The organism is Fibrobacter sp. UWP2, assembly GCF_900141705.1.
Taxonomy (GTDB): Bacteria; Fibrobacterota; Fibrobacteria; order Fibrobacterales; family Fibrobacteraceae; genus Fibrobacter.
The window spans coordinates 13687-39487 of the sequence record NZ_FQYM01000023.1; the positions used below are offsets into that span (position 1 = coordinate 13687).

General features: G+C 53.5%; 12 protein-coding genes. 2 read left to right on the forward strand and 10 right to left on the reverse strand.

Annotation, left to right across the window (positions count from 1 at the left end):
* Positions 1 to 63: 63 nt before the first annotated feature.
* Entirely contained in the window at positions 64 to 2319 is a 2256-nt protein-coding gene (locus tag BUB55_RS10555; protein WP_073190972.1) for a glycosyl hydrolase family 8, read from the reverse strand.
* 147 nt (positions 2320 to 2466) lie between these two features.
* Here BUB55_RS10555 and BUB55_RS10560 point away from each other — a divergent pair, with 147 nt between their 5' ends.
* A complete protein-coding gene (locus BUB55_RS10560) occupies positions 2467 to 3663 on the forward strand; it encodes a polysaccharide deacetylase family protein (RefSeq protein WP_073190976.1) in 1197 nt (398 codons plus the stop codon).
* Here BUB55_RS10560 and BUB55_RS10565 read toward each other — a convergent pair.
* The 5 genes from BUB55_RS10565 to BUB55_RS10585 all read right to left on the reverse strand — a co-directional run bounded on the left by BUB55_RS10565 (position 3660) and on the right by BUB55_RS10585 (position 13234).
* Positions 3660 to 4829: an acyltransferase family protein gene (locus tag BUB55_RS10565; protein WP_073190978.1), complete on the reverse strand. Its 1170-nt coding sequence runs from the start codon at positions 4827 to 4829 to the stop codon at positions 3660 to 3662. The genes BUB55_RS10560 and BUB55_RS10565 overlap by 4 nt on opposite strands.
* Positions 4830 to 4927: 98 nt before the next feature.
* Complete coding sequence (locus BUB55_RS10570; protein WP_073190981.1) at positions 4928 to 6874, reverse strand: carbohydrate-binding protein; 1947 nt, start codon at positions 6872 to 6874, stop codon at positions 4928 to 4930.
* A gap of 308 nt (positions 6875 to 7182) precedes the next feature.
* Positions 7183 to 9039, reverse strand: coding sequence for an endo-1,4-beta-xylanase (locus tag BUB55_RS10575; protein ID WP_073191012.1), 1857 nt, complete (start codon positions 9037 to 9039; stop codon positions 7183 to 7185).
* A gap of 232 nt (positions 9040 to 9271) precedes the next feature.
* Positions 9272 to 11149: a cellulase family glycosylhydrolase gene (locus tag BUB55_RS10580; protein WP_073191015.1), complete on the reverse strand. Its 1878-nt coding sequence runs from the start codon at positions 11147 to 11149 to the stop codon at positions 9272 to 9274.
* Between the two features lie 228 nt (positions 11150 to 11377).
* Entirely contained in the window at positions 11378 to 13234 is a 1857-nt protein-coding gene (locus BUB55_RS10585; protein ID WP_234971903.1) for an endo-1,4-beta-xylanase, read from the reverse strand.
* 337 nt (positions 13235 to 13571) lie between these two features.
* Here BUB55_RS10585 and BUB55_RS10590 point away from each other — a divergent pair, with 337 nt between their 5' ends.
* The gene (locus tag BUB55_RS10590; RefSeq protein ID WP_073190984.1) at positions 13572 to 15068 is read left to right on the forward strand and encodes a hypothetical protein; all 1497 of its coding nucleotides are present in this window, start codon (positions 13572 to 13574) and stop codon (positions 15066 to 15068) included.
* Between the two features lie 165 nt (positions 15069 to 15233).
* Here the strand turns inward: BUB55_RS10590 and BUB55_RS10595 are convergent, their stop codons facing one another.
* From BUB55_RS10595 to BUB55_RS10610, 4 genes are all read right to left on the reverse strand, one after another.
* Positions 15234 to 16694, reverse strand: a complete 1461-nt coding sequence (locus BUB55_RS10595; protein WP_073190988.1) for a carbohydrate binding domain-containing protein — start codon at positions 16692 to 16694, stop codon at positions 15234 to 15236.
* A gap of 287 nt (positions 16695 to 16981) precedes the next feature.
* Positions 16982 to 18859, reverse strand: coding sequence for a carbohydrate-binding protein (locus BUB55_RS10600; protein ID WP_083596980.1), 1878 nt, complete (start codon positions 18857 to 18859; stop codon positions 16982 to 16984).
* A 53-nt stretch (positions 18860 to 18912) separates the two neighbouring features.
* A complete protein-coding gene (locus tag BUB55_RS10605; RefSeq protein ID WP_073190991.1) occupies positions 18913 to 21819 on the reverse strand; it encodes a glycosyl hydrolase family 95 catalytic domain-containing protein in 2907 nt (968 codons plus the stop codon).
* A gap of 51 nt (positions 21820 to 21870) precedes the next feature.
* Positions 21871 to 25791 carry a beta-galactosidase, LacZ type gene (locus tag BUB55_RS10610; RefSeq protein ID WP_073190994.1) on the reverse strand — a complete coding sequence of 1307 codons (3921 nt, stop codon included), beginning with the start codon at positions 25789 to 25791 and terminating at the stop codon, positions 21871 to 21873.
* Positions 25792 to 25801 lie beyond the last annotated feature (10 nt).

A 25801-nucleotide genomic window follows, 5' to 3' on the forward strand; every position in this document is an offset into this window, starting at 1 on the left:
CGCAAAAAAATGACTCCCGAAGGGGGGAAGCCTTCGGGAGCCAAACACATTAGGATTGTTTAATTACTTTACACGGACCGTGCTGATCTGGTTACCCACACGGAGCAGGTACTGACCCTTGCTCGGCATGACGATGTTCTGGTTGGCACCATCGATGCGGCCAGAAGCAATCACCTTGCCCTGCATGCTGAACACGGCATAGTTGGAGCCGATCTTGGCACCGCTCAGCTGGATCTGCATACCAGAGACGCTCACCTTGGCGACGCTCAAGGCGTCCACAGCCACGATGGCATCCTGACCGCTGGCAGAGCTACCCGGGTTCACAACACCCTGAGAAGAGCTGGTCGGGTTGACGCCCTGAGAAGAGCTGGATGTCGGACTCGAGCCGCCATTGTACTTGGAGAAGTCGTTCGGGACAGCGAAGCCTACAAGCTTCACCGGATCGACCACATTGCCACTGGCATCGAGGAATTCAATAGACTTCACAGACACGGAGCCCGTTCCACCATCCGGCATCTTGGCTTCAAACTTCACGCCAGATGCGGTGGCCATAACGTCGTTGGCGCCCGCAGCAGGAACCGATTCTTGTGTCATCCAGCTATCAATATTAAGGTCTCCAAGGATGTAGCCATTCGGCTTCAACTTGAACGTGAGGGTTTGATAATCGTTCGTCGGATCCAAAAGGATACCCGGTTCGCAACCGGCGCAATGAGGTTCCGCATAAAGAATCGCAAAGCGCATTGTTCCCGTTGTTTTCACATTGATGCGCACGGAAGCAACGTTCAGTGCAGTCAAGTTCACGCCGGATTCGTCACCCTTGAACGACATGGCGATACCGGCAGAAGGATACTTGAGCAAACCAGCTTGCTTCAGTGCTTCATCATACTCCGGTTCCGGACCGATTTCCATGGATGCATTGGCATAAACTTCATCGCCGATGAGGTAAAGCGGAGAAGAACCAGAGTCCGGGTCCATCTTTGTACCAATACCAAGCTTATCATGATAGGCACCCCAGTTCCAGAAACCGGAAACACCCACCAAGGAATCGCCCTTATCCAAGTGAATACCTTCACTGGAGGTAATTTGCTGTCCCAAGGACGGGTCCGGGGTGAACGAAGTAAAGCCGGTCATGTCGTAGAAGTTGGGCATGTTGCCCGTCATGAGGAGCAAATAAAGCAAATTCAAGGTCGCCGGATAGTACTTTTCACCAGGGACGCCTTCACCACAGCCGCTTGCCGAAGCACAGCTAGTCTTATTTTTCAAAGTCTTGTAAACCGTTTCCAGGTACGGTTCTGCTTCGTCGGCACTAGCGGCAGCGAGGCCCAAGCCACCAGAGAACGTGGAGGAACTGAAGTTGTCACGCTTCTGAGACATCGTGCCATCGGGATAATAACCGGAATTGATACCGCCAGCGTTCATCTTCGTTTCCTTGTACATCCAAGGAACGATTTTATCGTTGAACTTTTTGGCGTTGGCGTTACCATACCAATAATAGGCCCAAGCCATGCGCCATGGCGTACGGGCGGCATCGTCAAAGAAGCCCGGATTGTCGGCCTGGCCAACCGCAGCCTGGGAATTGACGGCAGGCTGATGGCTGTTCCAATCACACCAGTCCGTGACAAGGCCGGTAGTGTTGTTCTGACATGCAAGGAGGTCCTGTTCGGCCTTAGACTTCACAGTATTCCACTTACTGTCGTTCGTGACCTTGGCAAAAAGTTCAAAGTTGGCGAGAGTACCATAGCTCGGATTAAACATCAGGTTCCAATCGCTACCCGCCTTGACAGAATTATTGCCATCAATATCGTTGGAAGCAATCCAACTGATGAGGGCCTTTGCGTCAGTCAAGTACTGGGCGTTGTTCCACTGCTTCGAAGCCATAATAAGAGCGAGGGCGGCATCAAAGTCAGCATCGGATGCTGTACCACCGTGAGAGCCTTCACCCACACGCCAGTTCATACCACCGCCATTTCCCTTGGCGTTGTTCTTCCACGTGGCATAGAGCTTGTCGAATTCGGCCTGATGGTCGTCATTGGTGCTAGACATGTAGACCATGATCATCATGCCGTATGCAATACCCTCGGACACGGTTGAATTAGTCCCTTCTGGGCTCAAAATCCAGGCTTCGTTGCCCTTATCCTGATACCAGGCACCCTTCCACTTTTTAAAGTGATCCTGAATCACGGACGGATCTGCATACAACGCAGTTGTACCATGCGGGCTCTTTTTGTTCTGCGGGAACGGGAATTGCGGTGTACCAGCCGAAGCCACCACAGACGTCACCGCTACAGCGGCAAGCGCAATTTTGAAAAAGTTTTTCATTCAAACAATCCTTGTTAATGTGTAAGCCCAATCCCCCCTAAAATATAAGTTGAAAGCATCCAAAATTGCACCCAGGAAATGTAACAAATCCGTTTCAAAGCGCCATTTTTGAGTAAAAAAAATTATAATGAAGATGGAGTGTGCTAAATGTCACGTTTTTTTAAGATAGCCTTGGCGACAGCGTTCGCCGGCGGAGGTTTCGCCATGGCGGCAGGCCCGATTACCACTGTCCCCTGGAACGGGCACGTTGGCGCCGTTTCGTTCACCTTTGACGACGGCATGCAGAACCAGATTGACAACTTGAAGCCCATTTTGGACAAGATGCCCGACGTCACCGTCACCTTTTTTATCCCGGGATTCAGTTCGGTTTGGCAAAACAACCCAAACGACCTCGCAGCCCTCGCCCAGGCGGGCCACGAAATAGGGAACCACAGTCTCTCCCACCCCACGTTGACCGGGCTTTCGGCGGATTCCCTCACCAAGGAAATCGTGAATTTTGCGGAGAGTCTCGAAAAAGGCATCCCGGCACCCAAAATTACCGCCTTCGCCACGCCATTTTGCGCCAACAGTGACGACGTCACCGCCGTCATCAAGCAAAAGCACTTCATCAACCGCGACTGCGGCGACTGGGCATACCGAAACGGCTGGAACAAGGAGCCAAACTGGTTCAAGTTCCCCGCCCTCACCTGGCTCCGCTCGTCCAAAAAGCCCGAGGACATCACCGTCGCCCTAGATACCTGCATAGGGAATGCGGACTTTAGCGGGCTCCCTTCCTGGGAATCGCCCCCCGGCCCCGAAGGCGAATGGATGGTTGTCTTGAACCACGGCGTGGCGCAAGACAACGACGATTACGCCATCGACCCCGCCGACATCAAGAAGATTATCCAGCACGCCCGCGACAACAAGATGTGGGTCGCCTCGTTCAGCACCATCGGAGCCTACTACATGGCGCACTTTACGCTGGACGCCGTCAGCGAAGCCTTGGGTGAATCCGCCAACATTGACGCCGGAATTAAACTCGATTGGAAGTTGCCCAGCGAAAATATGCCCGAGAGCATCCCGCTCAAGGTAAAGCTCGGCGGCCCGCTAACAGCCGTCAAGGGCAAAATAGTAATGGACCAAGGCGACAAGGCCATTTGGCCCGACAGCAGCGGCCACTACACCATCGAGTTCACCAAGCTCTCGCTCAAGGTGCGCCTCGCCACCGCCGAAGAAATCGAGAACCACGGCAACAATACCACTGCCCTCAAGCGCGCAAACCAGCTAAACAAAAAGCCGCGCAGCTCGGGGCCGCACGGCACATTCGACCTCATGGGCCGACGCGTCAAGAACGAGAAGCGTTAACGGGCGGCTTTCGCCTTGGCTCGCTTCTTTTTCCAGATTTTGAACTCCATGTAGAGCGTGCTCACCGTGTAGACAAAGACCATGAAAATGATAGTATTCTTGGGAGTATTCAAGTTACAAATGCCCCAGGCGATGGTAATGAGCGGCAAATGGATGAGGTACGGGTAAAAACTGGCCCTGCCGACCTTCCGCACAATCCCAATGCAAAAGAACCGCGCCATGAAGCCCTTGCCCGAGAGAAGCGAGAGCACAAAGAGACCGTAAATGAGTATGGGCAAGCTATGGTGAAGGAAGTAGTTGACCCCGGGGTTCCACTGCGGGCTCAAAAGGAAGAGGCTCCCGTACAGCGCCCAGAGCAAAAACATTTGCACCATGCCGCTCACATAGTCCCTCTTCAAAAACTCGAAGCAGCCCTCAGCATACAGACGGTAAATGACCATGCCAAAAATGTACTCGAACACGCGAACCGGCGCGAACATGTGGAAAAAACGGTACTTGGCGGCATAGCCGTCAAACCACAGGTTGCCCGTAGCACCGAACACCACTGCCCACAGGATTCCCGGGATAAACACCGTGCCGAACAGCACCCAGAGCGTGCGGCGGTTCTGCTTGAACAGCCAGCGGCTGAACCAGGGCGTAATGGCGTAGCACACAAAAAAGCTGGTGAGCGACCACGAAGGCTCGTTCAGTTTCATCCCCAAGTCCGGGACAACGGACCAGGCGAGAGTCAGGTGCAAAACGAGGCTCCGCCAGGGGTGCACCATATTCGCAATCCCCTTGCCAAAGCAGTCGGGAATCTCGCCAAAGGAGGGCAAATGCGCATAGCCGCTGAACTTGAATACGAGCACCACAAACATGAGGAGCGTCATAAAAAAGTGCAGGCGGTACAACTTGGCAATACGGGCGAACATGAACGGGACAACCGGAATGCTACGCTCGGGGTCGCTAAACTTGCTTGCGAAGAGGAACCCGGCAAAGACGTAGAAGATGCCCGCGGCAAAAGCGGGGGCGCTCACAATGGGCATGAGCCACTTGCAATCGGCCATGTACTGGAGGGCGTTGCTGCTCCCCAGGTGGAGCATCACAATGTTGATGCTCGCCAACAGACGCAAACCGTCTATCGCCGGGAAATAAGGACGCTTGGATTTTTGCTCTGGCTGTTCCATCGTGGGGCTAAATGTAGAATAATCCTTCCCGTTCCACAAAAAACGGCAGTCCTAAGACTGCCGTTTGCTTCAATCAAGGTAGGGAATGATTTTTCACATCACTTTGCCGTGCGGATTAAGTAAGTCTTAAATCCTGGGACACGCACCAAATAGGCTCCTGGACGCTTGGTGGCCTCCTTGCTCACGCGATTGCCGTTCATGTCGAAATATTGGGCTTCTACGGCAGTATTGCCCGGAGTCCTGCGGAGGGAAGTTAAGCCCATCTGCTCTTCCTCCTGTGCCGCCTTGGCATCGACAAACTCAATCCAGTCGATGTTGACGTAGCTCCCGGTAATCGCAAGCTTCAATATATGCTTGCCCGCCGTAAGCGTCTTTTTGCCCAGTTCAAACACCTTGTACGTTTTCCAGTCCTCGCCCGTCTGCGGAACAGCAAAGGACTCGGTAATTTCGGCATCATCCATGAACAGCTGGAAACTGGAAGTCTCGCTACCGCTCGCGACGTTCGCCTTGATCAAGTACTCGCCCTCCTGGGCGACCTCGACCGTGTATTCGAGCCATTCGTCGGCAATGGTATAGCCGATGGCGTAATTGTCGCCGCCCTCCTCGATATCCACACCATCGTCGCGATAGGCGCCACCCTGGTTGTCGGAATCAGTATCGCGGTACGAGAAACCCTGACCAGCCTCATCGTAATTTTCGGCTTCGACCTTGCCCGGGATGGACGCAGCCACGTTCTTGTAGGGATTCTGCGGCACATCGATCGGAGTGAGGTACACGCGGTAACCATAGAACTGGCTCTCAATTTTCACCTGGACCGTAAGGCTTGAACCCGTAAGCGTCATCTCTTTCTCGGAGACGAGCTCGGTCGAGGCCACCGGCGTATCCTTGTCCTTCCAGGTCACACGTTCCACGGTGACTTTCATTTTACCCCCGAGGAAAGCCGGGAGTTTTTCGAACACGACGTTCACATTGCCCACAGAGTTTCCGCCCAGCACGAGGCTAGCATAATTCTGCTTTGCGTCTACGGCAGCGAATCCATCAACGCCTTCGCTCTTGTCGTTTGGCGGCGTGACACGGGCCATGTAGCCGCTCATGTCGCCATACCACTTGTAGAGCCACCAACCGCCCCCTTTTTGATTACTTGCGGTGAGGAGGCTGCCGAGACGCCCAGGCAGGTTTGTGAACCACCAGGAAATCATAGCACTTTCAACATTGTAACGTTCGAACTTGGCAATGTACGGAACCGAGACGCCAGGGGCACCTTCGTAGGTGTGCGTATCGGAAGAATATTCGTTAATGCTAAGCGCACGCGGCGAGATGTTATACTTCTTTTCGATATTGCGGAGGCTCTCCACGGCTCCCACAAAACCGCCACTGCCCCACTGATGCCAGCTAAACACATCGGGCAAGCAGTTGTTCTGCGAACAGTACTTGAGGAATTCATCCACACGGTTGGAGTTGAACCACGAATACGACGGGCCAATGATTTTAGCCTTCGGGTCCAGCTTGCGGATCAAGTCGTAAGTCGGCTTCCAGCAGTTGGTGTAAAAATCGCCATTCTCGTTTTTCCAAGTGCCGTCGGGTTCGTTCCAAATCTCGTAGCCGTCAAAGTTGTTAAGACCGGAATTCAGTTTCTTTTTGATAATCTCCTCGACACTCTTGAGCCAAGAATCCTTGCCGGGCCAGCGGTACGGCCAGCCGGGAAGGATGTCGGCCAATCGAATCTGAACCTTGCCCGTAGTGTTCACCAGACGCTTGGCAACGTCAAAGGCGTCACCAATGGGCTGCTGATGCCCATTGCCGCTAATGGCGGGTTGCACATAGACATTCCCCTTGAGCGGGGCAATGTGGGCAGAGACATCGGCGGGCAAATCCGCCGTAATGCCGTAAAGGGCTCCCGACGCGCAGTGCGTCACAGTACGGATGCTATCGGTCAAATCCACCTTGAGGGTGGCGTCGGCAAAAGCCGTCGTCGCAGACAAGGCTACAAAAGCCACTACCGTGCCCTTAAGCGAGGCCTTGCGCCCCATATCCAAACATTTCATAACGGTACTCCTATTTTCCTTTAAACTATTTTTTGGAGCAGCCGTTTTACAGGGGGGCAAGCGATATACTTTTGGAGTTTTGACAAAAGAGCCTCCGAGTAAAACTCGGAGGCTCTGATCCATAACCAACCCTATTTTTCTTTGAATCTTTCGATTCAACAGCTATAATTTAACCCCTTTTGAGGGTAATTTGTTACACCGCAAAATATATTTCATTTACAAAATGTAAATAAAAGGGTTCCCGGGGCACCCCGGGAATCCTTTTAGGTGTCAACTCCACTTGGAGTCTGGATTAGGATCATTTTGGACTAGCGAGCAACACGGACTGCCTGCATTTTGCCGGTAAAGCGGTTGCGCAGGTAGTAGATGCCCGAGTTCTTGATATCGCCAGTAGTTTGGAGAATCTGGGCCGCACCATCGAAACCGTAGGCAGAGAGGACGCCCAAGTTCACGCCGTGTACGTCAAACACGAAGTAGTCCTGAAGGCTGTTTTCATCGACCTGGAAACTCGGCTGTGCAAACTGGGGATTGTCTTCGGCAGCAATCGGTTCAGGGTCGGTAGCATTCTTACCCTTGACGAAGGTAAAGTAGTCCACGTCGAACCAGGCGCCGGTCACGTCCATGCGGAGGATGTGCTTGCCAGCCGGGAGAGTCACGTTGGCGGAGACCTTGTTGTAGTCATCGTAGTTTTCTTCGCCGGACTTTGCAGCAGGAACCGAAATCACGCTGGTCAGTTCCTTACCGTCAAGAGAAAGCTGGAAGCTAGAAGTAGAACCTGCGGCAGCCACGGCAGCAAACATGGTGTAGTCGCCAGCTTCAGCCACATTCACGGTCCATTCGAGCCAATCGCCTTCGCTGTTGTAGCCCACAATAACGCCGGTCGCCTTCTTGTAGAGGTCTACGCCGGTATCTTTACGGTAGTCGCTGTCGCCATGGTTCTCGGAATCGTCACCATAAGATTCGTTGCTCGTGCCGTCTTCGTTACGGCCCTTGCCCGGGATGTCGAAGTCTTCGGCTTCCACCTTGCCCGGGATGGCGATGGCCTCGCCCTTGAACGGGAGCTGCGGTTCGGGATCCACAACAGTCAAGACACCCGTGGCAAGGCCAGTCGTATTGACGCCCTTGTTCTTGGAGAGGTAGTCCCTGAGCCAAGCCATGGCGGCGCGGTCCTTGCCGTCCTTGATAATGCCGGAGCAACCGCCTGCAGTGCCGTTACAGTCAAGCCAGGTGCGGCCATAGATGTAGCCCCACAAGGTAATACCGGCAACGTGCTCGTTTTCCATGAAGTGGGAAATCTGTTCGGAGTAGCACTGCTTCTGGATATTGTCGTCGGTCGTCGCAATGTCGTATTCGCTAATGAACATCGGGGTCTGGGTCTTGTCCCAGATTTCCTTGGTAATGCTCTTGAGCGTATTGATGTTCAAGCAGACGCCACCGCCACCGGTACCGCCCTGGCCACCGCCCTGGCTCATCATGTCGTGGGCCTGCAAGCCGTAGGCATCGACCGGGGCACCGTTCTTCTTGATGGTCTGGATAAGCTGGATGCCCTGGTCCTTGTTCCACTGGACGGTGTTGTAGTCGTTATAAATGAGGATAGCCTTCGGCCAACGTTCACGAGCCATCTTGAAGGCCGTCGTCACGAAGGTGTAGTCACCATTGTTGTCGCCGCCAAGTGCCGGAATGATATTGTTGTTCTTGCCGTAAGGAGAATGATAGCTGTTGTTGCCCGTGCGGATAGCTTCGTTTACCACGTCGATCATTTCGAGATCGGGGTAATGATCCTTGACCGCATCGAACCAGGCGGTAATCGCTTTCTTCGTTTCGTCCGTGCTGAGGCCGTTAAGCCAGCCCGGATACTGGGAGCCCCACACCAAGGCGTGGAACTTGAAATGCCCACCGTTATTCTTTGCCCAGTTATAGGCGGCATCGCAGGCGCCCCAGTTGTAACGGCCACGGGTACCCTCGACGGAGCCCCACTTACAGCCGTTTTCGGCGGTAGCCTGGTTCCACAGTTGGGTAAAGTCGTTGCCAACCGAGTTACTTTGGGTAATGTTACCCACGAATTTGGCTGCACCATCAGCCAAACCGGGGCCGGCTAGCGAAAACGAAGCCGCGGCGAGAGAAATCGCCAAGGCTCTACTTGCAATTGTTTGTAGTGATTTCATGATCCACATCCCTTATTTTAAACTGAGGATTTACACCCAAATAATCCCTCATTTATAAGATACCCCGAACCATGAAAAACATCCAATCAGGAATATCACTTCTCATGGATAATTTGACAATGCCTTTGTAAATGAAAAAAAATGAAGTTGCGAAAAACATCAAAAAACGCCCCCGATTTCTCGGAGGCATTCGGGTTGCCCCTTTCGGGGCGTGGATTAGGATCTTTGCGTACTAGCGGACAATACGAGTAAACTGCATTTTGCCAGTAGTGCGATTGCGGAAGTAGTAAATTCCCTGGCTCTTAGCCACATCGGAGTTTTTGAGGTAATCAACCGCCTCGCCAAAACTGTAGGCGCTCATGCGTCCCAAGAAAGCCCCCTGCATGTCGAACACGTCGTAATCAGTAAGAACAGGCACATTCATTTGAACCGTATTCGCGATGATCGTTTGTCCGCCATTGTTAATGGGTTCCGGGTCGGTGGCATCTGCGCCGGCAACGAAGGTGATGTAGTCAATGTCAAGCCAGGCTCCCGTCACAGTAAAGCGCAGAATGTGCTTGCCCTGGGTCAAGTTGACATTGGCAGAGACCTTGTTGTAGTCGTCATAGTTCTCTTCGCCAGACTTCGCCGCAGGAACGGCGATGCTTTCGGTAATGTCATTGCCATCCATAGAGAGCTTGAAGCTCGAGGTGTTGCCAGCGGCAGCCACGGCGGCGAACATGGTGTAGGTACCCGTCTCCTTCACGTCGACAGTATATTCAAGCCAGTCGCCTTCGCTGTTGTAGCCAACAATGACACCAGTAGCCTTCTTGTACAGGTCAACGCCGGTATCCTTGCGGTAGTCGGAGTCGCCGTGGTTCTCGGAGTCGTCGCTATAAGAAGCGTTGGTCGTACCGTCCTCGTTGCGACCCACACCGGGGATATCAAAATCTTCCATCTCGATTTTGCCTGGAATAGCCAGAGGTTCGCCCTTGAACGGAGTCTGCGGTTCGGGCTCCACGGTAGTCATGCTGCCCGTGGTGTTCTTGCCCTTGTTGAGATTGTTGGCAAAGTATTCCTCCAGCCACACCATGGCGGCGCGCTTGCGGCCATCCTTTTCCATGATGCCGGTATTGGCAGCCCATGTGGCGCCATTGATGTAGCCCCAGATGGTGATGCCGCCAACCCATTCCGTTTCCCACATGAAGGGAATCTGGTTGGCATAGTCGTTTTTCTGCTTGTTGTCATCAGCTTCGCCGATATCGTATTCCGAAACGAGGAGCGGAAGGCCGGTCTCGTTATGGATTCGGGTCATCTTGCTTTCAAAATCGCTCTTACTCATGCCCTTACAGTCGTGCGCCTGCTGACCATAGAAGTCAATCGGGGCGCCGTTCTTGAGCAGGGTCTGGATCATCTCGATACCTTCGTTCATCTGCCAAGAGAGGGTGTTGTAGTCGTTGTAAATGAGCTTCGCGTTCGGCCAGCGCTTGCGAGCCATCTCGAAGGCGGTCTTCACAAAGGTGTACTGGTGCTTGCCGTTCACAACCGGGTCGCCGCCGAGGGCGTCGATGATGTAGGTACCACCGCAGCTCGGGTCGTCGGTACTGATGCCTTCGGCACCGTTAGCGGGCTTGTTGTAGCCGGAGTGGTAGTTGTTGCCCGCCCAAATGGCCTCGTTCACCACGTCGATGAACTCGAGATCAGGGAACTTCTCCGCCACGGCATCGAACCATTCGGTAATGTACTGCTTGGTCTTTTCGACCGTAATGCCCGGGTTCTTGGCCGTGCAAAGGAAATCCGGCTTCTGGGAGCCCCAGATAAGTGCATGGAACTTGAAGTGGCGACCGGGTTCGGCCTTTGCCCACTTGTAGCCGTTTTCGCAGCTGTCGAAGCCGTTAAAATTGAACTTGCTCTTTCCGCTATTGTCAACAGAATGGATGGAGCCCCACTTACAGCCGTTTTCGTTCGTAAGCTGGTTCCAGTAAGTACCCATGTCGCTACGAATCTGGCTGCTTGTCGTGATATTGCCAAGGAACTTGGCGCCGCCATCGGCGAGGGCGGCAAAAGAAAGAGTCGCCGTGGCAAGAGAAAAAGCCAAGGCCTTAGAAGCAATTGAATGTACTGATTTCATAATCCACATCCCTTATGTGACAGGAATCTACACCACATAAATTCCATATCCAGAAAATATCTTGAAACATGGCTATTAAATCATCGCGAAAACAACTTCTCATGGACAATTTGACAATGTTTTTTACATTCAAAATCGGCTTTTTTGGGGAAAAACGCAAAAAGCCCCCGATCGCTCGGAGACTCTTTGGGCAGCCCCTTTCGGGACTTGGATTAGGAATTCTTACGATTAGCGAACCACGCGGACCTTATACATCTGGCCCGTCTTGCGATTCTTCAGGTAGTAAATACCCGAAGCCGTCACCCTGGGAGATTCGCGAAGCATCTCTCCAGCGGCTTCAAAGCCGTAGCCGCTAATGACGCCCATGCGGACACCCATCGGATCGATCACAAAGTAATGCTGGAGCGTGTTGTCGAACTGCAGGTTCGGCTGCACGAACTGCGGATCGGGTGTAATCGGTTCGGGGTCGGTGGCATCCTTGCCCTTCACAAAGGTGAAGTAGTCTATGTCGAACCAGTCGCCGGTCACATCCATGCGGAGAATATGCTTGCCCGACGGAAGAGTCACGTTAGCAGAGACCTTGTTGTAGTCGTCGTAATTTTCTTCGCCAGAAGATGCCTTCGGCACAGAAATCTTATCGGTGAGAGCATTTCCATCCAAGGACATCTGGAAACTAGAAGTATTGTTCGCAGAGGCCACGGCGGCAAAGAAGGTGTAATCGCCAGCTTCGCTCACGTTAATGGTGTATTCGAGCCAGTCGCCGGTCTGGTTGTAGCCCACGACAATGCGGTCGCCGCTCTTCTTGTACAGGTCTACGCCCGTATCCTTGCGGTAGTCGGAATCGCCGTGGTTTTCGGAATCATCGCCATAGGACTGGTTGCTCGTACCGTCTTCGTTCTTGCCCTTGCCCGGAATGTCGAAGTCTTCGGCCTGAATCTTGCCCGGGATAGCGAAGGCTTCGCCCTTGAACGGGAGCTGCGGTTCAGGCGGGACCGGAGTCACGTCACCTGTCGGAAGGCCAGTCTCGTTGACGCCCTTGTTCTTGGAGAGGTAGTCCTTCAACCATGTCATAGCGGTACGGTCCTGACCGTTCCTGATGAGACCGGAACAACCATTTGCCTTTCCATTACAATCCAACCATGTCTGGCCATAAATATAGCCCCAGAAGGTGATTCCCGCCACATGCGGATCTTCCATCCAGTACTTGAACTGTTCACTGACGCACTGTTTCTGAATACCATCATCGGTACTCGGGACGTCGTACTCAGAAATGAAGATGGGGATATTGTTCGTCTTGCTATGGATTTTTTCCATAGTGCTCGTGAAGGTATTGTAATTCATGCAGTCGCCACCACCACCGGTACCGCCACCATTACCACCATTGGTCATCAAGTCGTGAGCCTGCAAGCCGTAACCATCGATGGGGGCCCCATTCTTCTTGATCGTATTGACAAGATTGATGCCGCCGTCAACATCCCACTGGATGGTGTTGTAATCGTTATAAATGAGAATTGCATTCGGCCAACGATCACGGGCCATCTTGAAGGCCGTCGTGATAAAGGCGTAGTCACCATTGTCGCCACCGAGAGCCTGGATAATCTTGGTATTGTTGTAACCCGAATGGTAATTGCCGTTTCCACCACGGATAGCCTCGTTCACCACGTCGATCATCTCGATATCCGGATAATGATCCTTGACCGCGTCGAACCAAGCCGTAATCGCCTTCTTGGTCTCGTCAACACTCAGGCCAGGAAGCCAGTTCGGGTACTGGGAGCCCCAAACCAGGGCATGGAACTTGAAATGCCCGCCATTGTTTTTTGCCCAGTTGTAGGCAGCATCGCAGCCAGCCCAGTTGTAGCGGCCGCGGGTACCTTCGACAGAGCCCCACTTACAGCCGTTTTCGGCGGTAGCCTGGTTCCAGAGCTGGGTAAATTGGTCATTAGCACCAGGAGAATTGTTAGACTGGGTAATGTTACCCACGAACTTTGCTGCGCCATCGGCAAGGCCAGGGCCAGCAAAAGAGAAAGAGGCAACAGCGAACACTAGCGCCAATGCCTTGGGTGCTTTTGAGAGCATCTGATTCATAATCCACATCCTTTGTTATGGTTACACTTAGTATCCCATACAAACCATCAATAAAAGTACCCTGGGAAAACACATATATCTCAAAAGCCCCGAAACGTTTCATGGACAGATTGTCCATAAGGACTTCAAATTTACGGAACTTTTTGTAACGATTGGAACGTTCCAACATATCCACATTCCAACATATTTTGTTAATTTCTTTTTACAAAAATGCCATGGATAAATTGTCCATGGCCAGCCTTTTTTTTTACATTATCGAAAAGCCCACGGCTTCTAAGTTTAGGGTTAGGCGTTGGGAAGTTTGGAAAAACCGGAAAAACTCAAAAAAGGAGTAAAAATGGCTTTTCCAAAGATGGCTGCTGTTGCGGGAGGAGTGGCAATATGCAGTTCTATTGCATTTGCTTGGAGTATAACAGGAAAAGTGACCTCTGCAGGGTCAGGGCGCGCCCTAGCCAACGTTCAAATATCATCATTCAATTTTGCATCTGTAACTGCAAAAACAGACGCGCAAGGTGCATTCAGCATTAGCGACGAACAAACGGGCCTCAACGAGTCGTTTACCTCCGCAAGCCAGGTCTTTTTTGACGGGAACATTCTCTCCGTAAACAACGTGAACGCGAAGACGCTCAAGATTTACGCGATCAACGCCCTCGGCAAAGTCACCTACCAGCGTACTTTGCACAACATTTTCGGTTCCGCCAGCTTTGACATGGCCAAAAACCAGAGCGCAACCCCCAAGTTCATCCGTATAAGCATCGACAATGCGACCACAAACTACATCATCGGCGGCAAGGGCGTACTCCTCAAGGAGGGAGACCCGCTCCCGGCATTCCAGTTCGCATTGGACGGCTACAAGAGCACCATCCACCAAATGACCCAGGAAGTGGAAACCGATGTCCAAGTTAAAATGGAAAGAGGCAACGACGGTCCGGGAACTTCTTCTATAGTCGAACCCAAGTCCAGCGAAAGCGCAACTCCGACATCTTCCGAAGCGGCACTTTCCTCCTCGTCCAAGCAAGAGGAAGTGGTCGACTGTTCCGGCAAGACTATGAAGGCCGGCACATCCATCACTGTGGATGGTCGTAAAATCGACATCAAGTTCCCGAACGGTTACAAGGGCGACAAGCCGGCACCTCTGCTCGTTTACTACCACCCGATTGGAGGTAGTTCCAGCAACGCTGATGGTTCTTCTACCGTAAAAGCAGCCCTTGCCGACGGCGCAATCGTAGCAGCACCCAACGGTGGGAAAACCCCCGCAGGAGGCATGATGGGCGGTGTCCAGGCTTGGAACGTCGGTCCCTGCTGCACTGATGAAGACGACGTCACTTTCTCCAAACATTTTATTGCAGAAATCCAAGAAAAGGCTTGCGTCGATCCGAAGCGCATCTATGCATCCGGATTCTCGATGGGTGGAGGCATGTCCAACTATGCAGGCTGCTTCATGGCCGATATTTATGCAGCCGCGGCACCTTCCGCATTCGACCTCGCCAAGGAAATCGTCGATGCAGGCAAGTGCAAACCGGCACGTCCCTTCCCGATTCTCAACTTCCGCGGCACTAGCGACAATATCGTGATGTACGACGGCGGACTCTCCCAGGTTGTTCAGGGCAAGCCGATTACCTTCATGGGCGCAGTCAACAATATGAAGGAATGGGCCAAGATGAACGGCTGCAAAGACAGCCCCAAGCAGAACACGCCGGGTAACGGTTGCCAGATGTACGAAGACTGCGAAGGCGGCGTCAAGGTCGGTCTCTGCACCATCCAGGGCGGCTCGCACGCTGAAGGCGACGGCCAGATGGGCTGGAATTTCTTGAAGCAGTTCACCATGCCATAAGGATTTGTGCTATAAGGCAAAAGGATTCATAACCTCCCCCAACACCGCCACCTTACGGTGGTAAGAGTCTCCGCGAATGCGGGGGCTCTTTTTTATACCCCGCACTCGACAGAAGAGCCCGGGGCGTAAATGCCTCGGGCTCTGTTGTTAGGAGTGTGTTATGTATCAGTTCCTGATTGCCTTGAGCAAGTACGCACCGCTCGTCTTCGCAAGCCCGCGAGCCCGCGCATGGGCATCCTGCAAGTTCACGCCCTCGACGCGGCCCAAATAGACGCCGTTCATGTCGAACACGTTGTAGCGGCGGGTCATGCTTACGCCTGCACGCAGGCCAATGGCTGCGGGCGGATCGTCGGGTTCCGTAGTCTTTTTGAGCACCACGTTGTCGAGCGTGAGCGTCCCCGTGGCGGCGCCCGCGTTGAAGCTCAAACGGCTGTTGGTGTCGGTGGCCACAGTCATCTGGAACTTGAACGTGAATGTCTTCGCGGTGGTACCGAGTTCAAAATTCTGCTTTTCGGTGAGGTAAGATGCCCACGGGTCGTTATGCTGTTCCACGTTCACCTCGAGCGTACGGGCAGCACCCGCGCTCGCGTCGAAACTGATTTCGTACCACTGGCCCTTTTCGAGGCGCAGGTCGTGCTGGATGAGCTGCACCTGGTAATTCTGCGTACCGACGGCGGTAATGTCCAGCTGGTACTTACCGTCTTTTGCGGTTCCAGTCGCCTGCGCGTCGCCATGCAACTGCAAATCCCAGGCCACCGCGCTGGAGTCGAAGCCGCCGTTAAAAATGCTGTCGCGGTTCGTAGGCACAATGACCGGAGGCGTAATGCTTGAACCGTCAAGCGAGTAGTTCTTCACAAAATTCCAAATCTCGACGCTCGTGTTGACGCTCACGGCCTCGTCCATGGAATACCAGTGGCCCTTGCCGTCAATCGTCAGCAGGCGAACTTCAACGCCATCGGTGCAGCCACTCCAGATTTCGAGCGACGCAGCAGAGCCCGGTTTGGTTGACGGATACGGCTTGATTTTCTGAGAGTTGGAGGAGCACTTCTGCGCACTGACCCAGTTCTTGAGGGTATTCACGGTGCTGTTGTAGTTCACCACGTCGTCGGTGGTGCCGTGCGTGTGCATAATCGGCATGGCACGCTTGGGCGAGTTCACGCCGCCGCCACCCGACACAGGCGCAATGGCCGCAATCTGGTCGCCCATCTTGTTTGCCACGTGGTAACTCATCATGCCGCCCATCGAGAAGCCCGAAACGTAGACGCGCTTCCTGTCGATCCCGTAGCGCTTTTCCATCTCGTCAATGATCGCCTTGAGGAAGTTGATGTCTTTGTCGCCTCCGATGTCCCACGCCTTGTTCTCGCCGTTGGGGAACACGACCACAAAGCGGGCCGTATCGGCAATGGACTCCCACTTGGCAGCATTCTGCTGGTAGGGGGCATCCTGGTTCATACCATGCATCTGTATAATGAGAGGGCGACCCTTCTCGAGGCCCGACGGGGCATACACGATCATGGAGCGCGACTTCCCATTGACCTGAATATTTTCAATAGCGAATGCGGTCGACCCGCAAATGAGGGCAATCGCTAAAACGGAGGCGAGCCTCTTTCCAAACATTCCAAACATTTTTTACTCCTTGCCACGAACACCAAGTTACGGCAATTTAAAGATATATTCCCCAAGAAGCATATTCGCCCCCAAACAGCCTAATTCCTTGGACAGTTTGTCCATGGTGGACTAGTGCGCTTGACGAGCATATTAAAAAATAAGGTATTGCATGGGAGTTTTGCCCCAAGGTAAAACATTTACCTTTGAGAAAAACGCAAAGCGACTATTGTCAACAAACGCAAAAAAAAGCACCTCAAGCCGGAACTTGAGGTGCTTAGGATGGGTGTGGTTATGGAGTTATTAACTTATTTGAGACGGCGCACGTAGAACGCCTGGTCACGGGCCATGCTGCGGGCGGCGCGGTTGACTTCCTGGGCGCTGGTCGCAGAGACCTTCCCCATGAGTTTGCCGTTCAACCCGTACACGCCGTAGACACGCGGGACCAGCTCAACCTGGTAGGCAACTCTACCGATGGTCGTGGTCGTATCGTCCTTGCCACCAATCGGATCCGGGTCCTTCTCGCCCTGACCAACGAAGTTGATGTAGTCAATATCCATCCAGTCGCCGGTCACCGTGAAGCGGAGGATGTGTTCGCCTTCCTTCAGGTTCACATCGGCGCTTACCTTGTTGTAATCGTCGTAGTTGTCTTCGCCCTCAGAGGCGGCAGGCACAGCGATTTCTTCGGTAATGTCCTCGCCGTCCATGGAGAGCTTGAAACTCGAGGTGCTGTTGGCCGATGCCACGGCTGCGTACATGGTGAAGGTAGCGGTCTTAGCGACATTCACAGTGTACTCGAGCCATTCGCCCGCCTGATTGTAGCCGACGATAACGCCCGTAGCCTTCTTGTAAAGGTCGACACCCGTACCCTGACGATAGTCGCTGTCGCCATGGTTTTCGGGATCCAATTCGTTATAGGAGGTATTGCCCTGGCCCACGCCGTTCACATCGAAATCTTCCATCTCAATTTTGCCTGGGATGGCGAGAGGTTTACCCTTGAACGGTTCGCGGGGAATCGGCTTGAGAACCAAGCGGAGGAGAGCAGAGCCGTGAGCTGGGAGTTCAGCGGAAATGCGGGATAGGAGGCCTAGATCCTTCTTTTTCCAGGCATCGCGAACTTCCACTTCGCCTTCTACGCCGATGTCTGCAAAGTTGCATTCGACCGTCTGGGTAGAGTTGTTGTTGTTGAGGAGTGCCACGGCAAGGTCACCATTCTTCAAGGGCTTGGTCCAGACCTGCTTGCCGTTCACATCAGAGATGCGGTGACCCTGAACACCCAGGGAGTCCTGGTTGATGGCAATCATGTCCTTATTCAGGTACAATTCCTTGGTCTCGTTGCTCATGTTGCGCACGTCGGAACTGATCATGATGGGGGCCGCCATGATAGACCACATCGTCATCTGGGAGCGCTGTTCTTCGTAAGAGAGGCCCCTATTGCCCACTTCGAGCATGTCCGGGTCATTCCAATGACCGGGCTTTGCAATCTGCCAGTACTTGTTGTTCGCGTCAATAATTTCGTAGACGCCACGGTACCAAGAGGTGGAAATCCATTCGGGACCGATATCGAAGGTGGTGCGCCACAAGTTAGCAATCTTAGGCATCCAGTCCTTGTATTCCCACATGCAAATGCTGAACACGATATCGCGTCCAGAATTGCGGAGAGCGTTGGACATGGCAGTGTAATCTTTTTCCTGGGTTTTCGGATCGGAATCGCAGTTATCGTACTTCCAGTAGTCCACGCCCCATTCGGCGAGCTTCTTGGCGTCCTGTACCTCGCGGCCATTGGAACCGCTTTCGCTTTGCCAGTTGCTATTGTAGTGGTGGCAGGTGCGTTTACCGCGGTCGCCGTAAAGGCCAAACTTCAGGCCCTTATTATGCACGTAATCGGCCATGGCCTTCATGCCGCTCGGGAAAGTCTTCGGGTTGTTCTGGAGGTTGCCCTGGGCATCACGCTTGGTATCCATCCAGTTGTCGTCCAGGTTCAAGAAAATGTAGCCTGCATCCTTCAAACCGGAAGAGACCATCGCATCGGCGATTTCCTGAATCTGCTTTTCGTTGATGTTTTCGTGGAACACGTTCCAGCTGTTCCACCCCATAGGAGGAGTGAGCACCAGATTGTCGCTTTGTGCCATGACCGGGAGTGCAGCCAGTGCAACTCCTAAGACGGAAAATCCAAACTTGTTCATACCCTTTAATCCTTGATTGTACCTATAAAATTACCCTACAAAGGTCAGTTTTTTTACTGTACAACTACTAGTTTTGTGGACTTTTTGTCCACAACAACATAGCGACCTGGGCGGAAACCTTGCGTTTTTAGCTTATTTGGGGCATCCTGCCAGTTTTTGAGCATCATTTTGCCCATATACTTGCCGTTGACATCAAAAATCTTGACCGGATACGCCTCGGCGTCCAGGGCAAAGCCCGCGGGAGCGATGGTCATGCCATCGCTCGTGAACTCGAACCAGTCCACGTTCATGAGGAAATTGTCCTCACCCACGAATTCGAACTTGAGTTTCTGTTCGCCTTTCGGGAGGGCGATCTGGGCTTCCGACACCGTCCAGTCGTTCCAACCCGTGGTCGGGTTCACCTTGAGGGTGGCAAGTTCCTTGCCTGCGGAATCCTTCACGACGATGCTGCTCGCATTCTCGGCGGCGGAACCTACAGAAGCGCGGAGGGTATAGGAGGCGGCTGCCGGGGAGTTCACAAAGTAGATTGCGTAATCACCATCGTTGATCCAGCCCATGTTCGTGTTGCCCTCGGCGTCATCCTCAATTTCAACACCCGACATCTCGACATACTCCTCGGCATTGATCTTGGCGGGGAGCGCCGTCGCCTCAACAGGCTGGTTCAAAAGTTTGAGGTTGCCGTCCAGTTCGCAGCTGGAACCGCTCTTGGTGGCGATGGAAAGCTTTTTGCCCGCATATTCCACATTCAAGGTGCCGCCGTTTTCGGAGGTGAGCTTGATGTAGGCCAGCTTGCCGCCTTTCCATGCCAGGGAATCGACCACCACGCCACCGCGGGCACGGATACCCGAAATGGAGCCGTTTGCCCACTTGGACGGGAGTGCCGGGAGCACGCGAATCTTGCCGCCCTGGCTCTGCAGGAGCATTTCGTTGATACCCGAGACCGCGCCAAAGTTGCCATCAATCTGGAAAGGCGGGTGGGCGTCAAAGAGGTTGTTGTAGGTGCGGTCCGGAGTCAAGAGCATGCGCACCAACTTGTAGGCATGGTCACCATCCTGCAAGCGAGCCCAGAGGTTGATTTTCCAAGCGAGGGACCAGCCCGTGGCCAGGTCGCCGCGCTGCGTCAAAGTCGTCTTGGCGGCCTCGGCGAATTCCTTCGTCTCATCCACCGAGATCTGCGAACTCGGGAAAAGGCCGTACAAGTGCGAAACGTGGCGATGGTCGCTGCGCGGGTCATCCCAGTCCTCGAACCATTCCATAAGCTGGCCGTATTTACCCACCTTGTTGGGAGGCAGGCGCTTGACTGCAGCCGCGATTTCGCCCTGCAAATCTTCGTCAGTACCCAGAATCTTCGCCGCTTCCATGGTGTAGTTGAACACGTCGCGAATAATCTGGTTGTCCATTGTGGGGCCAAAACAAACATTGAACCCACCATGAGTGTTCTCCGGGGAATCGCTCGGTGCAGTCACCAGATACTTGTTACCGCTTTTGGGCTCCTCGACCAAGGTAGCCAAGAAGAATTCGGCGGCACCCTTCAAAGCACTGTAGTTATTCCTGAGGAACGTCTTGTCTTGCGTAAACAGGTAGTGTTCCCAAATGTGCGTACTGAGCCAGCCCGCACCAGAGGGCCACACGCCCCACGAGCCGTCCACCGGACCCGTACGGTTCCAAAGGTCGGTATTGTGGTGGACCACCCAACCGCGGTCCGCACCCCAGTTGCTCTTGGCGGTCTTGGCGCCCTGCACCATGAGGCCCTTGATCTTTTCAAAGAGCGGCATAGAACATTCCTGCAAGTTGGCAGATTCCACCATCCAGTAGTTCATTTCGAGGTTGATGTTGGTGGTGTACTTGCTTCCCCACATGGGAGACGTATCACGGTTCCAAATGCCCTGCAAGTTCGCCGGCTGTCCACCCGGACGCGAGCAAGAAATCAGCAAGTAACGACCAAACTGGTAATAGAGTTCCACAAAAGAGGGGTCATCGGTCGAATTGAAGTTCTTGACACGGCTCGTGGTCACGTCGCCGGCGTTGTTCGCCGGAGTGCCCAGGTCAAGGCGCACGCGGTTGAAAATTTCCTGGTAGTCCTTGAGGTGGGATTCCTTGAGCTGTTCATAGGTCTTTTTGCTTGCTGCCGCGATGGTCGCCGTCGTGAGGGAACCCGGATCGGCAGAGATGTCCTCGAAGGTCTTGAAGTTCGTCGCGATATTCAGGACGATGGTCGCCGAGTTGGCTCCCGACACGTTCACGGAACCATTACCCGCCGAAACAGTTCCGCCATCGGCAGAGACTACAAACCGTACCTGGAACTTGATGGAATTGACCGTCCCGTCCATCACAAGGGTATTGCTACCCGAATTCGAGACCCTGTTATTTTTATGAGGCGTGGTGAGGCTGGCGCTAAAAGAGACCTTGCCATTTTCGCTTGCCGAGAGATGGACCACGATGACTTTGTCAGGATAGTTCGCAAAGTATTCACGCGTATAGGTGACTCCGCCCGACTTGTAGGTCGTTTTCGCCATGGCCGTATTTAGGTCCAATTCACGGCGGTAATCCGTACCCGTGTGACCCACGTTCAGCACGAGGTCGCCCACCGGCTGGAACGCCGCAATGTCATATGTGGCAAGCGAACCCGTAAGCGATTCCGCCTGGGAGTAGTTACCCGAGAAAAGGGCCTGACGAATAGCCGAGAGTTTGCTTGCGCCATCGGACTTATTGTTGTTACCAGGGCCGCTGTTCCAAACGGTACCCTCGTTCAAGTTGATGACATCCTTGGAGACACCGCCGTAAACCATACCGCCCATATAGCCGTTGCCAATGGGAAGCGCGTCGGTAAAGGTGTTGCCGGCATCACTGTTATACCACAGCACATGCGAAGATTCAGGAGCGGCAAAAACCGCCGAAACAGCCAGCGCCGTGAAAGTCAGCGCAAAAGCGGCGCCAAAGCGAATCAACTTGTTCATCATTGAACCCTCTAAAAAAAAGCCGCACCACCCCCATAGTGCGGCAATCCTATTTTATTTTCTTATGCGGATCATCTGCTTGACAGAACCGTTAGCCGAGCGCACCATGTAGGCTCCCGCTTGGATGTTCATGTTCAAAAGCTCGGTACGAACCTGGTTCAAGTCCATTGCCTGCATAGAGGCGACAAGCTTGCCCATGAGATTGAACACGAAGAACTTTTGATCCTTGGGCATACTCACTTGGAAATGCTGTTCCGTAATAGGTAGGGTCGCTTCGGTAATGCCCAAGCGAATCCAGTCGATATTCGCATAGGCTCCCGTGATTTCAACCTTGAGCACATGCGTACCCTTGGTAATCGCGCCAACCTTTCCATCGACGGTTCCGTACGTATCCCAGTCCTCTCCGGCAGGGATGGCGACTTCGTCGGTCACTGCCTTGCCATCGATGTAGAGCTTGAAGGAACTACCCTCCAGTCCGCTGGCCACGTTGGCGCGGAACAGGTAATCGCCTGCTTCCTTCACGTCGATGGTGTATTCCATCCACTCGCCCACGTTTGTATAGCCAATGGCGTAGCCCTTGCAATTCTTGTTGCCGTCATCGCAGCCCAAGCCGACCACGTCGACTTCCTCGTCGCGGTACACGGCGCCCTGGTTCGCCATGTCGTCGTCATGGTACGAGAGGCCGTCGCCACCCTTGTCAAAGTTTTCCATCTCAATTTGGCCCGGTACGACGTTAGCCGCAAAGGCCTCCTGCTTGACCTCGCCAAATTCAAGCTCCGGATACGGGGCGGTCGTGGTCGACGTCTGCAAGTTATCGAAACCGAGATTGGCAAGCGGGGTCATGTCTTCCATAAGGCCGCGCACTGGAGTGATGCGGAACTTGTGGCTATAGGTTTTGTTCTTGGTGAACATCTTGTACTTGTCCAAAGGCTGGGCGCCCCAAGTATTGATGCCGCCAAGGCCCATCTGCTGAAGGGCGATGCGGAGCGTAATGTCCTTGTCACGCTTCAAATCCCAGGGGAGTTTGACATCGGTCAACTGTTCCGGGGTATAATGCAGCGCATTGAATTCCATGTAGGGGCTTCCCACGAACATAATGCCCTTGCCCGTAGAGTTGGTGAGGGCCATCCACTTCACGTTGGTGTGCTGGCCGGTCTCGCCGTTTTCCATATAGGGCACGAACATGGAGTCCACAACATTGGTGTAAACGCCAAAGTAGCTACCTTCGTTACGACCCACGTAGTTTTCCTTGGGGCCCTTGCCGTACCAAGAAATCTTTTCGAAACCGCCGGGGATGGTAAAGAGTTCGCCGATTTCCGGAATCTCGGCGGAGGCGCCGGCATCCGGGTAAAGGGTGTAATCCACGATAATGTCGCCGGAACCATAGATGGTGTAGGAAACCTTCATGCTGGAATTGCCCGAAGCGATACCAAATTCAAAATCAATCTTGGTAGCCTTGTCGCTCGTCTTGGTAACCTTGGAAGACTTCACCGTCCTCTTACTACCAGCATAACGCCAGCTGCCATCACGGCTCGTATAACTGTTCGCCTTGTCGTTGTCGTTGGGAGCGCGCCAGAAGTTGGGAATGGCACCCTCCTTGATAATCGCGACTCCACCCAAGGTGTAGTTTTCAATGGCACCGTTCGCCGTATTCACGCGGACTGAGAAATCGGAACCATCAACCGTCACGGACCCGTTCCCCTCGGAGACCTTTTGGTTCGGGAGGCTAGAGACGTCGATCTTTGCCGGGAGATTGTTCGCCGGAGAAAGCTTGAACTGGTTCCTTGCAATAATATGGCCGGCATCAGCCCAGAGTTCCTTCTTCTTGGTCTTGAAAGAAATATCCAAGTAATATTCGGAGCCTTCCCTGAGAGAAGGAATCTTATAGGGGATCGTGATTTCCTTTTTGCTGAGCGCGTCTATCCCAAGGTCCGAGGCAGAAATAGCGCCGGTCGCAACAGGCTTGCCATCTTCGAGAACGGTCCACACGCCATCGGTCTGCTCGCTCACCTTGCTAAAGTTGTAGCGGTTTTCAATCACCACCTTGCTCGAGGCGATGTTGGGTGCAGAAATCTTGATGGGGCTGTACTGGTGCTTAACTTCGTAGAGTTCCGGCTGCGGAACACGGTCGGGGAACACGAGGCCGTTCGCGCAGAAGTTGTCGTCATTGGGGCGGTCGCCCCAAAGGCCACCAAAGTTGAAGAACCTGGTGCCGTCACGGCGGAGGCCCTGGTCAATGAAGTCCCAGATGAAGCCGCCGAAGGAGCGTTTTTGCGCATAGAAGTTATCTACGTATTCACGGAGTTCACCCACGGAGTTACCCATGGCGTGTTCGTATTCGCAAAGCATGAAGGGCTTGCCGTCGCCCCAGCCGCCGCCCCAGTCGGGACCGCAGTACATGCAACTCGTGACGTCGGCATTGCCGTTGTCGCCCTCGTAGTGTACCGGGCGGGAGGGGTCGTTCGACATGGCGTATTCGTGCATGGACTTGAACACGTTACCGTTGCCGGCTTCGTTACCCAGCGACCACACCACTACGGAGGGGTGGTTCTTGTCACGCTGAATCATGGAAGAAATGCGTTCAATAGAGGCCGGGCGCCAGTTGTCGTCGTTCTTCGGAATCTCGTTATTTGCACCGTGAGTTTCCAGGTTCGTTTCGTCAAGCACGTAAATGCCGTACTTGTCGCAAAGTTCGTACATGTAAGGGTTGTTAGGGTAGTGCGAAGTACGGAGGGCGTTGATGTTGAACTGCTTCATCAAAATCACGTCGGCTTCCATACGTTCGTATGTCAGGGCACGGCCACGATCCGGGTCCATTTCGTGGCGGTTCACGCCAAGGAACTTGACCGGTTTGTTGTTGATCATGTACCGATTTTCGCCACCATCATTCTTGATTTCCACCTTGCGGAAACCAATCCTGTTGGATTCGTACTGCACCACCTTGCCGCTGCCGTCCTTAAGGGCAAGGACTATGGTATAGAGGTTCGGGCTTTCGGCAGACCAGAGCTTTGCTCCAGATACAACTGTCGAAGCAAATTTGACTTCGTTTTCCTTGCCGCTGGCAAGAGAGCCTACTGAAGCCTTTTGGGTAGAAATCACTTGCGAGCCGCCCTCGTCATAAAGGGATACTTCCAAGGTGTAGTCGGAAGCGGCAGCCGTTGAAGTGTTCTGGACCCATGCAGACAGCGAAAGGTCGCCGTTTTTGTAATCGGAAGTCACAGAAGAGTGAACAAAGAAGTCCTGAATATGGACCTTGGGGAGCGCATAAATGTAGGCGTCACGATAAATACCGGCAAGCCTAATAAAGTCCTGGTCTTCCATCCAAGAGCCATCGCACCAACGGAACACCTGGACTGATATATTGTTTTCGCCGGAGCGAAGTTTGTCTGTAATATTAAATTCGTGGTCGGTAAAGGTGTTTTCGGAATAACCGACAAACTTGCCGTTCACCCAAACGTAGTAGGCGGATTCCACGCCCTCGAAGTGCAAGCGAATTTCCTTGCCGTCCCAGTCCTTGGGCACCGTAAAGTTACGGCGGTAATGGCCCACGGGGTTATAGTTGGTGGGCGCCGCCGGTTGTTTAATGTTGTCGCTTGCAGCCCACGGATAAACCACGTTGGAATAAATGGGCTTGCCGTAGCCCTGGAGCTGCCAACTGGAGGGAACCGGGATGTCGTCCCAGCCAGACGCGTCAAAGTTGTCTTGGAAGAAGGTCCCGTGACGCTTGGAGGGCTTGTCGACCCAATAGAATTTCCAGGTACCCGAAAGGGTCTGGTACAGGGGGGACGCATGACGGTCGCCCTTGAGAGCCTCGTCAAGCGAGGTGTACGGCATAGACGTCACGTGCGGATTAAGTGTGTTAACCGTGAATGTCTTGGGATTGCCATTCCACTCGTCTCCGGTCTGAGCGTTGGCGGCAACGGCGAATCCCAACGCCAAGACCGCGATACTGCTGAATCCAAACATCTTTTTCATTTTTTGCTCC

Coding starts and splice junctions, on each gene's coding strand:
- BUB55_RS10555 (WP_073190972.1), bottom strand. CDS start 2,319: ATGAAAAACTTTTTCAAAATTGCGCTTGCCGCTGTAGCGGTGACGTCT.
- BUB55_RS10560 (WP_073190976.1), top strand. CDS start 2,467: ATGTCACGTTTTTTTAAGATAGCCTTGGCGACAGCGTTCGCCGGCGGA.
- BUB55_RS10565 (WP_073190978.1), bottom strand. CDS start 4,829: ATGGAACAGCCAGAGCAAAAATCCAAGCGTCCTTATTTCCCGGCGATA.
- BUB55_RS10570 (WP_073190981.1), bottom strand. CDS start 6,874: ATGAAATGTTTGGATATGGGGCGCAAGGCCTCGCTTAAGGGCACGGTA.
- BUB55_RS10575 (WP_073191012.1), bottom strand. CDS start 9,039: ATGAAATCACTACAAACAATTGCAAGTAGAGCCTTGGCGATTTCTCTC.
- BUB55_RS10580 (WP_073191015.1), bottom strand. CDS start 11,149: ATGAAATCAGTACATTCAATTGCTTCTAAGGCCTTGGCTTTTTCTCTT.
- BUB55_RS10585 (WP_234971903.1), bottom strand. CDS start 13,234: ATGAATCAGATGCTCTCAAAAGCACCCAAGGCATTGGCGCTAGTGTTC.
- BUB55_RS10590 (WP_073190984.1), top strand. CDS start 13,572: ATGGCTTTTCCAAAGATGGCTGCTGTTGCGGGAGGAGTGGCAATATGC.
- BUB55_RS10595 (WP_073190988.1), bottom strand. CDS start 16,694: ATGTTTGGAATGTTTGGAAAGAGGCTCGCCTCCGTTTTAGCGATTGCC.
- BUB55_RS10600 (WP_083596980.1), bottom strand. CDS start 18,859: ATGAACAAGTTTGGATTTTCCGTCTTAGGAGTTGCACTGGCTGCACTC.
- BUB55_RS10605 (WP_073190991.1), bottom strand. CDS start 21,819: ATGATGAACAAGTTGATTCGCTTTGGCGCCGCTTTTGCGCTGACTTTC.
- BUB55_RS10610 (WP_073190994.1), bottom strand. CDS start 25,791: ATGAAAAAGATGTTTGGATTCAGCAGTATCGCGGTCTTGGCGTTGGGA.